Raw genomic sequence first — 13,024 nt, forward strand, 5'->3', positions numbered from 1 at the left:
ATTCGGTGTTTATGAGAAAATTGGGACAAGAATTGCCAAGAAAATTACATCATTCTCTTGTATTGCTGCTGTCTGCGCTGCTGGTTCTGCAGCCGATGTTAGCCCCCATTGTCTACGCACAAACGGTGATTACGCCAGACACCGCCGCGCCCATAGCCAATCAACCCACGGTTGCAGAATCTCTTAATCACACACCCGTCGAAAACATTGCCACACCTAATGGAGGAGGGGTTTCTCACAATAAGATTGGGGAACTACAAGTTGGTAACGAGGGGTTGATAGTTAATAATTCAGCCAGTTCAGGAATATCAACGATTGGTAGCATTGTGGTTGGCAATGGCAACCTTACTTCCGGTAATGAAGCACGCATTATTATTAATGAAGTAACCGGAACGAATCCATCTTCCTTGCAAGGCCCAACGGAAATCTTTGGCAGAGAAGCCGAGTATGTCGTGGCTAACCCCAACGGTATCAGCTGCAATGGCTGTGGATTTCTCAAAACGCCTAAAGTCACGTTAACGACCGGAGTGCCCCATATGGATGGTGTGGGCAATATAGACCATATCACCGTTGATAAAGGCAACATCCTGATTGAAGGCAACGGCGTTGATGCCAGCCAGACCGATTCCTTTGATATCATCGCCCGTGCGACACAAATTCACGCCGCTATTTATGGTGGCAATACAGTGCGCGTCACAACGGGCCGCAACCAAGTTAATTATCAAACGGGTGTGGCCACTCCACTTGCTGCCACACCGGAATCAGAGGTTAGCAAACCCACCATTGCGATTGATGCATCTGCTTTGGGTGGCATGTATGCAGGAAAGATTTATCTTAAAAGCACCGAAGCAGGCGTTGGTGTTAATAATGGCGGCATCTTGCAAGCCAGTAACGGTAATTTAGAAATCACCGCCGATGGTGAGCTTGTGCAGGCCAGCACTGCTTCTGCTACTGCAGATGTGAAGCTTACCTCAACAGCCAGCAAAGTGACCCATACCGGCAGAACCTCTGCTGGTGGTTCTGTAACCGTGAATGCACAGAGTGATGCAGCATTAGGTGGTCAATATATCTATGCTGGTGATCAGCTTACTCTCACTGCTGGCAATCAACTTACGTTGGATGGCTCAAATGCTGATTCTGGCTTTGCGTTTGTGAAAGCCAACACCATTACGGGCAATGCAGACTCTATTCGTTTAACACACGTACTCACTAGCGGAACAGAAGATGTGATATCCATGACAGCCGCCAGCCTCGATATCAGCGATAGCGAGATACTCGCAAACTCGGTGGTGTTTATTTCCACTGGAGCAACCACTATCACGACCAGTCAGATTGTGGCTAATGACGAATTGTCCCTAACTAATGGCAGTTTTAGCGCAACGAACAGCACCTTACTAGCCAACACCCTCTTGCAAAACGTAAGCGGCAATTGGCTAAATGATACATCGATTATATCGATGCTGGGTGATTTGTCTTTAACAGTCGGTGGAACCTTAACCAATCAAGGAGAACTTTCTTCAGCAACGCATATCGATATAAGCGCACTCGATTTAAACAACACCGCAACCGGTGTTATCGCTTCCAACGATGATGCGTTACTCGGTGCTACACATGACCTGACAAACCAAGGCGTACTCTATACGCACGGCAATATGAACATAGAAGTTGGCAATCACCTCCTCAATGACCAGGGTTACATCCTGGCAGAAACGGGCAGTTTATGGATGGGTGGTTTAAACAACACCCGCATGGTCTTATTAGAAAACCAAAGCGGCTTAATTCAATCTGGTGGTTTAATGACTCTGGTTGCGAACACCATCAGCAACCACCGCGTCGGGAATCCTTCCTTTATTGAGGATGCAGGCGATATCGAGTATTTTGATATCCGCTTAGGTCATGGCAATGACGATATGCTGGCACATACCGGCAGTGATAATCAATGGCTGATTTTTAATGCTGATCCGTATTTAGACGGCATTAAATTCATGGTCGATAATAACTCTACCTGGCAGGCTGATCCCAACCTTCCTCCAGGTGTAGCACGTCAGGTCATTACAGAAACAGAAGATTTTACCGAGCGGGCCGGCGAAATTATTTCCCAAGGCAACCTGGTAGTAGATGCCTCTACCCTCAACCAGCAGGTCAGTTACATCAGCGCCAGCGGCAATGTTGATTTAGGGAATGCCAATGTCACCAATATCGGGATGGATATCAACAGTATCCTGCGCTATACCTGCATGACTTCCGGCTGTCTACCGCATCTGTATAATCCGTTAACCGGTGATTATGATTACATTGGCGGGGTGGTTGCACCTCTGGATACGTTTGATCTGGTATACCAATCCGGCCACGTCGCCAGTACCATGGAAGCAGGTGGCACATTAACGTTGGGTGGAAATTTGGTGAATAACCAGACATCGCTTCCAATAAACGGCCTATTAATTACCCCACGTATCGATCAATCTTCGGTGGTTTCCCCTGGAGTGAATGTTAGCGTAGGTGGTTTATTTGGAGTAGCATCTGATCCTAACTCACCCTACTTGATCACCACCCAAATACCAAACATTAATCAAAATGGCTATGTGGGTTCCAGTTACTTATTAGATCAACTCGGTTATCAGCTTGACCACACCATCTTATTATTAGGCGATCCTTTTTACGAAACGCAATTAATTGAAGATGCCTTGCTTAAAAAACTAGGCACACGTTTTATCACCCCTGGCATTACCGATGCTACCGCACAAATCACCCAGCTCTATGATAATGCTAAAGAGCAAATGGGTACATTAAATTTATCGGTTGGTATTGCCTTAACCGATTCACAGCAATCGCTTTTAACCAAAGATATTGTGTGGCTAGTGCAGCAAACCATTAACGGTAAACAAGTGTTAGTGCCTACTGTTTATCTAGCCAGTAGCGATGCCCAATTAAAAGACATTGCACAAAACACCGGCGCAACATTAAACGGCCATGATATTGCCCTAACAGGCAACCGCATCACCAACCAAGGTGGTCTACAAGCACAGCATAATGTCACCATCAACTCAAGCACCGTTGCGAACCAAGGTGGATTAATCAAAGCGGGTAATAATCTAGATATCACCGCAGACACAATCAGCAACAGCGCATCCGTAGGATCAAGCAGTTATGGCAAAAGCACGTTTGAAACACTGCAACATCAAGGAACCCTTGCCGCAGGAAACAACGTAAACCTCACCACCAGCGGTGATATCCACTTTAACGGCGGTGTGCTGGATGCCGGTGGAACCGGCAGCTTAACGTCGACCAACGGCAATATCATCATCGACAGCCAGGCCTTAAACAACCACACCGATGCGTCCTATCGCCACAGCCATTACACCAGTGACAGCACCTTGCAAATTGGCTCGTTATTAAGCGGTCAGCAGCTGGTGTTAAATGCCGCCAACGACATCACCATCAAAGGCAGCGATGCGCAAAGTGCGGGTGATATTAATTTAACCGCACAGAATGTCACCATCGGTGCCGAAACCGAAAGCTACCATTACCACGAAACCAGCAGCAGCCATGGCTTTATGAGCTCTAGCAAGAAGGAGGTCAAACAAGACAAAGAAAGCTTGCGAGGTTCTACTTTAACGGCAGGAAATAACATTAACATCAACGCCAATGATAATATCAACGTTACCGCCTCTTACGCAGAAGCTGGTAACGACATCCATTTACTCGCCGATGCCGACCACAACAACACAGGTGGCATTACCGTAGAAGCCGGTAAGGGTTATGAATCCAGTTACGTGTATAAAAAGGACAGCGGTTTCACCGGCGGACTTTCTGGCATGAGTTTTGGGGTGAGTTACCAACAAACCAAAGACAGGATCAACAGCTACCAGGAAACCTTACTGCCCTCGATGATTATCGCAGGACATGATATCAACATGGATGCGAGCAAGGATATCGATATCCTGTCGAGCCGTCTTTATGCCGATCATGATGTGATACTCAGTAGTGATGATGATATTAACCTGCGGAGCTTAGCGGCAGATAACAGCTACATTGAAAAACACCAAATGACTAGTATTGGTTACACCATTGCTATTCAAGAGAGTATTACAGGGGCAATTAATACCGTTAATGGTTTGGCGAATACAGATACATCAGGTGACTATGGTGCGATAAACTTGGCTGCAAATGCTTATAAGGGTTGGTACACCTATAAAAATTTAGGTGGCATCTCAAACATCGTCCATAATCCATCAAGTTTGTTACCAAGTATTTCTGTTTCTTGGGGAATATCATCTAGCTCTTCGAAATATGAAACCAGCGGCAGCACCAATACCCAAACTATTATTGAAGCGGGTCATGATTTTATCCTTAATAGTGGGAATAACACGACGGTGAAAGGGGCCAATATCCTGGCTGAAAATGTGAATATGGATGTAGGCGGAGTCCTTTTAGTTGCCTCGGTACAGAATACTTCAGAAACAAGCCAAAGCTCTAAAAGTGCGGGGATGAGTATTGGCGTTAGCGTTGACATAACCGGCCATTTTACGCCTCAGTTTGGTTCTAACGTCGGCGGCGGAAGTGGCGAAGGCCACCGTGCCTGGACGGATGATGTAACTTCAATCATCGGTACGAATTCTGTGAATATCACCGTCGGCGGCACGACTACGGTTGAAGGTGCGCTTATCGCACAGGCCACTCCGCAAGAAGATGGCAGCTATATTGATGGTGATAACCTCGTGCTCGATACAGGAGGGCTCATAGCTTCTGATCTTGTCGATGAAGAGATATGGGATTATGGCGGCGGAGGAATTGGCTTAAGCTGGAGTTTTGGCGTCAATGCTAAGCCCTCGCCACTTGACAAGGTTCTGAAGCCAATGTTGGGAACCAATACCCATTTGCCAGGAGGTGGGTCTGTAACCGCACAAGTCCAGGAAGATACAAAAATTGGCATCACTCACGCCACCATTGGCAATGGCACTATTAATATTGGCGGACAAGAAGCAGCGGATGACCAGTTGAAAGGCGTTAACCGCGATGTTAATAAGGTACAGGAAGTGCTGGTGGATGAGCATAATTCCCTTAATATTGAAGTTCCGGTTCAGGTAATTGTTGATATTGCCGATCTTGCGAAAGGGCTAAAAAGTCTTATAGCCAGCCTCTTTCCTCAAGGGCTTACGACCGAACAAATGAAGCAGTTGACTAAGGCAATTTCACAAGGCGATGGGAGTAAATTTGCAAAATTACTAAAGGAATTTAAAGGCTCCGCATTAACGCCTGAAGATCAGGCTCTAATTGACCAGGCTATTAAGGGAGCCTTGAAAATGGTTGATTTGATAAAAGGGTTAAGTCCGGAAGCAAGGAAAGCAATCTTTACAGAAGTAGGAGTTTTTATCGATGGGACGGGTAAGGATCTATATAAGGATCTTCTCAATGGCAGTGAATCAAATTTGGCAAAGCTTTATCTGCTTTATGGGGATAGTAATCAAACTCAAGGCAAATATATTGCGGGTGTTGGTACGGGAGTAGGATTAGATCAAGTATGCTTTGTATTCGGTTGTGGTACCGAAAAACAACTTCAGGATGCCATGAAGTTTTTATCAGAAACCTATATACCCGGAAAAATATTTGTGATTGATATCGCTGGATTTAGCCGTGGCGGCGCAGAAGCACGCAACCTTGCAAATATTATTTTAACGCAAGGTATTCCAGGAGTGCCTTTGGATGCTGTATTTATCCGTTCAGAATTATTATTTGATAGCGTTGGATCGTTTGGTGTTCCGGGGAACAATATAGATATTGGATATGATTTTACAGTTTCTCCATCTATTGGTTTTGCTGCTCAGGCGGTTGCTGAGGATGAAAATCGGTCGCTATTTGATTTGCAGTCTATATTATATGGCGACGGCAGCAGTCCAAGTAATGTCACTGAACAATCTTTTCCTGGAGCGCACAGCGATGTTGGTGGAGGTTATACGCCAGGAGAACAAAATAAAAGTAATGAGTTATCGTTGATACCGCTGGGTTGGATGTACTATGTTGCTGTAAATAATGGTGTGCCATTTGTTGATTTGCCTGACGAGTATCTTGTCTCACCGGAACTCAAACAAATGTATGACAATTACCAAATTGTTAAAGAGCAGTATCAAAATAGCCCGAGCAGCAGTAATTACGCTGCTTATCAAGGGGCCTATAATAATTTATATAATACCTATATCCATGTTGAAACATTGCCTATAGGCTCAAATGACGGACGAGATACGTATTATCCAAACGGACAATAAAGAAATGAACTATAACAGAGGAAATTAGATGAATAAAACAACCCAATATATTTTTGCATTGGTTTTAATCTTTTGGTCATGTGCAGCCTGCGCGTTTATGAAGGGAACATATTTACCTTCGGTTGGTTATTTAAATATGAGCGATGACAGAATTTTTAATATTGAACTAGAGTGGGGCGGAGTAAAATTCTTACCCATTGGGGGCCAAATAGGTAGTTTCGGTTCTGGAAGCTATACATCACAAAGCCAATGGATTCAGCATACGAGAGAGGCTTATGGTACGGCTGTTTTAACCTGGGAAAATGCCAAACATGAAAAATTTCGGGCGGAAATTGAAATTACCAAAGAGAATTTCCCCAATATTGGAAAAAAGGGAGCAAGTGAAGATATTAAATTCGAATTTAGACAAGATGGTATGGTGTATTACACATACCAATACCCTCATGCACAAGAGCGGTGGCGTATGATTCAGAAGATTCAAGATGCTTTGGGCTTCAGACGGATATATAAGAAAATGAGGGAAGATGGAACATTGACTGAAGCACACAAGCAGCGAGAAAAAGCAAACAACGAAAAACTAGCAAACTTGCGTGCAGAATATGAAAAACAATATTTGGCGGACAGTGTGAAATATGCTGATAAACAGCACTGATAATTCGTAAATAATTATCTAAATAAGGAATCAATATGAAGCACTATTATAAAGAATTAGGAATCGTTCTTCTGGCGGGATTCATGTGTGCCTGTCAATCTCAAAATTCTGTGGGAAGCTTGGATTCTATGAAAAATGCTCAAGCTAACCAATCCACAGAGCTTCGAATTTTGCGAATGTATAACGACATTGAATGCACTCTGGAAGGTAGCAAGCTCTCCCGTCTTGGTGAGATGTATTTCGGCGGCACACGAGAAGTAGGCTACGTCGTGGCATCTAATGCCCGTGGAAAATTAATTGTCAGGTGGAAAGATTTTGACAATAAGAAGCAATCACGCGAGTTTATTCTCTCTGATAAAGATTTTATTAAAAGCGGTAAGCCTAGTGGAATCTATTATCTGAATGTAGTACTTGAGCCCAATGGCAATGTGAGTTATCGGGTGAGTGCTCCTGGATCAAGAAAGCCAAAATCCTAAAAGTAATTCTGCGTGTTGTGAGCAGTCTTAGGAGCACGCGGCTTAATGGACGGCGACAATGTCACGCTTACTGCGGGTGACGATATTATCAACCAGGGTGCAGATATGGCTGCAGGTTCGCAGCTGACCCTGACCTGAATGCCGGTGATGATATCCTCATCGTTGCGCAAGCGCTCAACAGCGTCACCAGCGTTACCAGCGTTACCATTAACAATGAGGGGCCGATTAAATCCCACCGTGAGTTGACGGTGCAGAATGCGGCGACCCTTTCCAGTAAAGGCTCGATGACGCTCAATGCCCATGACCAGTTGGATATTTTGGGCAGTGATGTGCAGGCGGCGCAAAATATCAACCTGAATGCCCAAGATATTAGGGCGTGTCCTCAATTATGCTTTTGCATATAATACCATGTCTCATATTTAAATATGAGACATGGTATTACAACAATATCTGTCAATAACTTCGTTTTTCTGCCCATAGCAACCAACCTTTCATTACGTTAATGGGCCATAGAATATCACAAATAATGACAGATGTAATTAGTTTATTTAAATATGAGACTTGGTATAAAATGGCTTCAAATTAGCTGAATATGTGAGATTGTTCCTTAATATTGAAGGGAGGTTTTACATATGGTGCGACAATTTTTAAGCGATTCAATCTGGGAACAACTTCAAAGGACAATGAAAGCGAAAGGATGCCATCGCTGGAAAAATGATCGTGCAGTTATGGAAGCCATTTTATGGAAGCTTCGTACAGGAGCTCCCTGGCGAGATGTTCCTGAGGAATTTTGTCCCTGGAAAACAGCCTATAATCGCTTTAACCGTTGGGCTGCGAAAGGGTTATGGGAGAATTTTTTTTTGAGCTACGAGGAGAAATTGATACGGAGTGGGTATTCGCCGACGGAAGTTATGTCCGCGCTCATCAGCATGCAAGTGGAGCTCGGCGTGGCGAAGAACGTGCCATCGGAATGTCTAGAGGAGGAGCAACTACTAAGATTCACATTGCCGCCGATGCGCATGGAAATCCGATCGATTTTCAAATCACTGGGGGTGAAGTCCACGATGCCAAAGTAGCCGATAAAATCATCGGAAAGATAGGAGTGGCAGACCATTTTATAGCAGACAAAGGCTACGATTCCGAAGCAATCCGAGCGCAAGCCAAAGAGGCGAGGATGAATCCTGTTATTCCACGAAAATCCAATAGCAAAAAGCCAAACCCAGAGTTTGACTCGTATCTATACAAGCTCCGCCATTTAGTAGAAAATCTTTTTGCCAGACTGAAACACTTTAGAAGCATTGCAACACGATTTGAAAAATTGGCTCGAAATTTCAAAGCTATGCTCTTTCTAGCCTGTACATTCATTTGGATATCAAATTGAGGACACGCCCTAATATCAGCTCGGTAGATGAGTATTATTACATGGAGACGGTTAGCCATAAAGCGGCTTCATGAGCAGCAGCACGCAAATTCACCGCACAGACCAGGTGACCAACCGCGGTTCAACCTTGGTGGCAGGTGGAAACGTTACCATGAATGCGGCAGATGATATCGGCGTGAAAGGCTCTTATATCGAAGCGGGTGACCTGCTCCCCCAAAATTGGTCCACAAAAAAGTAGAGTCTGTTAACTTTAACCTAAAAGGAGCAACACCGAAGATCAAATACAAGCGTATGGTGAACCCACTTATCTGGCCGTGTCATATTTATGCTCCTTTAAGTTGATTAAATACAGATGCCAACAAATATCCCAGCCATACCGAAATAAGACACAGCAAAACGGATAACAGAATATTAAGGCCGGCTGAGATGATCGCCCCTTCCCTGGCCAGGTTAAGCGTTTGCAGGCTGAAGGAGGAAAAGGTTGTGTAGCCGCCACATAAGCCAACCATCACAAATATCCGCATATCCGAAGCCACCATAAAGCGGCCATCTGGCCCTGTCATCGCGGCAAAAAAACAATGAGGAGTGATACTGGAATATTTTGGCGATACGTGCAACCCTTGTGGCAATTGCGATACGTGCAACCATCCACCACGTACGTTTGATGCAACAATTCCGGTGCAAAAAGCGCTGTCTTGTGTCTATCGCACGGGTCAACGATTTGGTGTCAGTTACCTGATCCCATTATTGGTTGGAGTCGGATTGGTTGCATTATCAGCGTACAATGTTTATGATGCCTATAAGACAAACGGTGCCTTAGGAGCTTTAAAAGCCGCCGGAGTAGAACTCGGTATGTACATGGTTGGTGGCGTACTAGTCAAAGGATTCATGGTAGCTGGCAAGGTCTATAAGGCTACACAAGCGGGTGAAGCGTTCGCTGCTTGGCTCGGTAGTGATTCGGTTACGGCTAAGTTTGTTAACAATGGAGGGAAAACTGTTGCAACTGATGCTGCCGCAAAAAATGTTAGCAAAATTTCTTCAAATGAAGTTATTTGGCAGACTGGTGCGCATGCGGAACAACAACTGTTAGAAAGAAATTTAACAAAAGATCAAGCTATGTATGTCATTGACAATGGTAAGCAGTATTTTGATCCAGCCAATAATTCAATAGTTGCATGGATTGAGGCTAAACTTGTTGCCGGTTATGTGGGTAATTCAAAGCTAATTGGTGTTGCTATAGATCCAGCAGCAAAAACAATTAAAACAGTTATGAAGCGTGGCAGCTTAAATATTGACAATTATCAGGAGATTTTCTAGTGAAATGGACGATAGATACATTAATAGGAGTCGCTTATTTTAGGCTGTACTCAGAAAGTGAGAAGAAATATTATGATTTAAATAATACAGATCCAGATCAATATGGGACTTTATATATAAACAAACAAAAAGAATTATGTGGATTTGAGCTCAATTATAATACAGATCCAGGTCTGTATATATTAAGTTTTGATAAAATCAGAGAAGATTTGAAGGGTTTTTTTTCTTCTTCCTTTAAAAACAACAATATGATACTTATGAATAAGCTAAGTGATTGCCATTATGACTATGCTATACCAACCGAAGTTCTCTTTAATATTAATAATGAAGATGAAATTTTAGGGATAGAATTTTTGTATAAACCTTTAGATATAAATTAATGGGTAAGAAAATTCAGAATAATGGTAGGAAAAGACAAACAAGATACGTTTAACCTCCACCGAAGGCGACATCACCATCGGCACCGCCGACCTTGTGCGCCATACGGAAGGTCGGTATCACAAGAGCACGTCAACCAGTGATTCCATCGAGCGCATCGGTTCGAGCATCACGGCAGGAAACGACCTCATCCTAAGTGCCCTATCACCCAATGTAAGCACCGATGGCAGTGGCAATATAACCCTTAGCGGCAGTGCGCTTACTGCGGGGCATGATCTTGATCTTGATGCGGCCAATAACGTTAACATTGTCTCTGCTGCTGATTATTATCATAGTCTCTATCAAGGCAAAAGTGGCGGTGGCGGTTTTATGGGTGGCTCGTCTATCCGTGCAGAAAGGGAGCTTCTGACCAATAAGCCTTCCGTTTTAACGGCAGGCCACAGCATCAACGCAACAGCGGGCGATAGCATGTTTATTCAAAGCAGTAACCTGACAGCGTCGGATGCCATTAACCTCAACGCCAATACATTGTTATTTGGTGCGGCCAAAGATGTGGATTACTTAAGCATCCAGTCCAGCAAAGATAACGGCATTATGACCACCATGGTGAATCAAGGCCATCATATTGAGACGGTTAAGCAAACCAAACTGCAAGCCAATACAGTGAACCTCAATGCCACGTCGTTTGCGGTCCAATATGAAGGCCAGGAGGGAGAAAATCTCAGCCAATCCATTGACCGTCTCAAACAACAACCCGGCTTGGAGTGGCTGGGGCAACTCCAACAACAAAATAATGTAGGCTGGGAAAAGGTCGATCCTGTGTATCAGGAATGGTACCACAAAACCACCGGCCTTTCAGCGCCTGCTGCGGCTGTCATTGCCATTGCTGTAGCCGCAGCAACAGGTGGTATGGGCGCTCCCATAGTCGGTGCAGCAGAAGGATCGGCATCAGCCTTTATGGCCAATGCTGCGTTCAGTACATTGGTCACACAAGCAAGCATTGCGTTGATCAACAATCAAGGCAATATCCTGGGTGCACTGGAAGATATGGGATCGTCAGCTAATTTAAAACAACTGGCAATCAGTGTGGTGAGTGCTGGTGTCAGTGCGGGTATTGACAACGCATTCAATTTTAATATTGCAGCAGGAACCTCAAGCGTTGCCCAAAAGGCTGGTTATAATCTTACCAACGCTGTAGTCAGTAATACGGTTGGCAACATAGTGAATGGGGATGGTTTGTTTAACGGTATCGATCATTCGATTCTGGTCGGCTTGGCAAACACAGCGGGACAAGAGGCAACGGAATATGTAGGTGGGTTGTATCACCAAGACATGATAGACCCATTGACACATATAGTAGCGCATGGGATTATTGGTTGTGGAGCCGGGTTAGCATTATCCGGTAATTGTGGAGCGGGCGCATTTGGAGCAGTTGTGAGCGAGGGTACAGCAGAATTGGCCTTTGGTGCCGGCCTGAGTCAAACAGGTAGTGCAACGTTAGGGCAATCTTTAGCGGTAGGCGCTGCATTTGGCCTGGGCATGGGTGCCGGAGCTATTCAAACGGTCAACACGACGGCTGCGCAGGCGATTAATTATAATTATTTGTTGCCGGATGAGAAGGGTGATTTAATCAATAAATTAAAAGCTTGTGGCGATAATAATGCGTGCAAAGATAAGGTTCAGGAGAGCTATCAAAAAATTAGCGATCCAAGGGATGCATATTTTAAACAACAATATGAAATCTGCATGAACACAGGCAATTGCACCGAATTCTTAAAAATTCATTATGATTTAAGACAGCAGTTAACTGAGGAAGGCAATCAATACTATTTGGAACATCCAGAAAAATTTGTACTAATGCCTGACTATCAATCGGTTTGGCACAATTTTGTTATTGATCCATCCACTGGAAAAATTATGGAAGACCAGTTGGGTAATAACGTAAAGTACTTAGATCCGACACTCGGATATGAGGTAGTTGTTGATTCTAAAGGAAACATAGTCACGAATTCGGTTAATGAGGGAACATATAACTTCTATAATCCGAAGATTATGGGGATTATCTATCCAGAATTAATGAGCAATCCGCTTATAACAAGTAATGGTTCTCATAAAAATTATGATGTCAAACCTTATATTGATTATGGAAATGGATTAAATGATACCACTACACATGACGAAAGATCTTCTTGGTGGATCCAAGGGGTGAAGCTTTTTTTCTAGGGTTTAAATGAAATGAATAATAACGCAATATTTATTGTTATTACTATAACCATATTGGTGGTAATAGCATATACTTCCATGAAATATTTTGAATTTATAATGTATAGCCATTCAAATTTTCTATGCTCAAGTTTCCGGCATTCTCTTCGGTGTGAACAGGCAGTCTTCTTTGCGCCTGCCTTTGTTTTGATTGCATTTGGTTGGGTTATCTTTAACAAGAAAGAAAGATATAGGGCGATTATATATTTTTCTATGACGCTTTACTTGATATTGGGTTTGTTATTTTTTAGCATAATGCCGGGATAATTGGAAGTGAGTTAATAGTCTAAAAAAT

General features: G+C 43.7%; 10 protein-coding genes. 8 read left to right on the forward strand and 2 right to left on the reverse strand.

The window, feature by feature from the left end; translation table 11 throughout:
* Positions 1 to 11 precede the first annotated feature (11 nt).
* Genes IPP74_06480 through IPP74_06490 form a run of 3 tightly spaced genes read left to right on the forward strand, consistent with a single transcriptional unit; the run spans position 12 to position 7,391 of the window.
* Complete coding sequence (locus tag IPP74_06480) at positions 12 to 6,263, forward strand: hemagglutinin repeat-containing protein (GenBank protein ID MBL0318918.1); 6,252 nt, start codon at positions 12 to 14, stop codon at positions 6,261 to 6,263.
* Between the two features lie 28 nt (positions 6,264 to 6,291).
* A complete protein-coding gene (locus tag IPP74_06485; protein ID MBL0318919.1) occupies positions 6,292 to 6,915 on the forward strand; it encodes a hypothetical protein in 624 nt (207 codons plus the stop codon).
* Positions 6,916 to 6,950: 35 nt separating this feature from the next.
* The gene (locus tag IPP74_06490; protein ID MBL0318920.1) at positions 6,951 to 7,391 is read left to right on the forward strand and encodes a hypothetical protein; all 441 of its coding nucleotides are present in this window, start codon (positions 6,951 to 6,953) and stop codon (positions 7,389 to 7,391) included.
* Here the strand turns inward: IPP74_06490 and IPP74_06495 are convergent.
* The gene (locus IPP74_06495) at positions 7,388 to 7,777 is read right to left on the reverse strand and encodes a hypothetical protein (protein ID MBL0318921.1); all 390 of its coding nucleotides are present in this window, start codon (positions 7,775 to 7,777) and stop codon (positions 7,388 to 7,390) included. The genes IPP74_06490 and IPP74_06495 overlap by 4 nt on opposite strands.
* A 246-nt stretch (positions 7,778 to 8,023) precedes the next feature.
* Between IPP74_06495 and IPP74_06500 the strand changes: the two genes are divergently transcribed.
* Positions 8,024 to 8,772 (forward strand): IS5 family transposase gene (locus IPP74_06500; GenBank protein ID MBL0318922.1). Its coding sequence is split into 2 segments (ribosomal slippage): positions 8,024 to 8,240 and positions 8,240 to 8,772, totalling 750 coding nucleotides; the frame shifts between segments, so codons are not numbered across the junction.
* Between the two features lie 70 nt (positions 8,773 to 8,842).
* Positions 8,843 to 9,010, forward strand: a complete 168-nt coding sequence (locus IPP74_06505) for a hemagglutinin repeat-containing protein (GenBank protein ID MBL0318923.1) — start codon at positions 8,843 to 8,845, stop codon at positions 9,008 to 9,010.
* An 85-nt stretch (positions 9,011 to 9,095) separates the two neighbouring features.
* Here the strand turns inward: IPP74_06505 and IPP74_06510 are convergent, their stop codons facing one another.
* Positions 9,096 to 9,335, reverse strand: a complete 240-nt coding sequence (locus tag IPP74_06510) for a CrcB family protein (protein ID MBL0318924.1) — start codon at positions 9,333 to 9,335, stop codon at positions 9,096 to 9,098.
* Between the two features lie 22 nt (positions 9,336 to 9,357).
* Between IPP74_06510 and IPP74_06515 the strand changes: the two genes are divergently transcribed.
* The 3 genes from IPP74_06515 (at position 9,358) to IPP74_06525 (ending at position 12,690) form a co-directional block, all read left to right on the forward strand.
* A complete protein-coding gene (locus IPP74_06515) occupies positions 9,358 to 10,089 on the forward strand; it encodes a hypothetical protein (GenBank protein MBL0318925.1) in 732 nt (243 codons plus the stop codon).
* Positions 10,089 to 10,469 carry a hypothetical protein gene (locus tag IPP74_06520; protein ID MBL0318926.1) on the forward strand — a complete coding sequence of 127 codons (381 nt, stop codon included), beginning with the start codon at positions 10,089 to 10,091 and terminating at the stop codon, positions 10,467 to 10,469. Before IPP74_06515 ends, IPP74_06520 begins: the two co-directional genes overlap by 1 nt.
* 94 nt (positions 10,470 to 10,563) lie before the next feature.
* Positions 10,564 to 12,690 (forward strand): DUF637 domain-containing protein, encoded by a 2,127-nt coding sequence (locus IPP74_06525; GenBank protein ID MBL0318927.1) that lies wholly within the window; start codon positions 10,564 to 10,566, stop codon positions 12,688 to 12,690.
* Positions 12,691 to 13,024: the final 334 nt, after the last annotated feature.

This window comes from Alphaproteobacteria bacterium, from assembly GCA_016722515.1.
Lineage (GTDB): Bacteria > Pseudomonadota > Alphaproteobacteria > Rickettsiales > JADKJE01 > JADKJE01.

Bases quoted from the DNA above. Each gene is read 5' to 3' on its own strand.
- IPP74_06490 (MBL0318920.1), top strand. From the start codon at position 6,951: ATGAAGCACTATTATAAAGAATTAGGAATCGTTCTTCTGGCGGGATTC.
- IPP74_06485 (MBL0318919.1), top strand. From the start codon at position 6,292: ATGAATAAAACAACCCAATATATTTTTGCATTGGTTTTAATCTTTTGG.
- IPP74_06510 (MBL0318924.1), bottom strand. From the start codon at position 9,335: ATGACAGGGCCAGATGGCCGCTTTATGGTGGCTTCGGATATGCGGATA.
- IPP74_06505 (MBL0318923.1), top strand. From the start codon at position 8,843: ATGAGCAGCAGCACGCAAATTCACCGCACAGACCAGGTGACCAACCGC.
- IPP74_06480 (MBL0318918.1), top strand. From the start codon at position 12: ATGAGAAAATTGGGACAAGAATTGCCAAGAAAATTACATCATTCTCTT.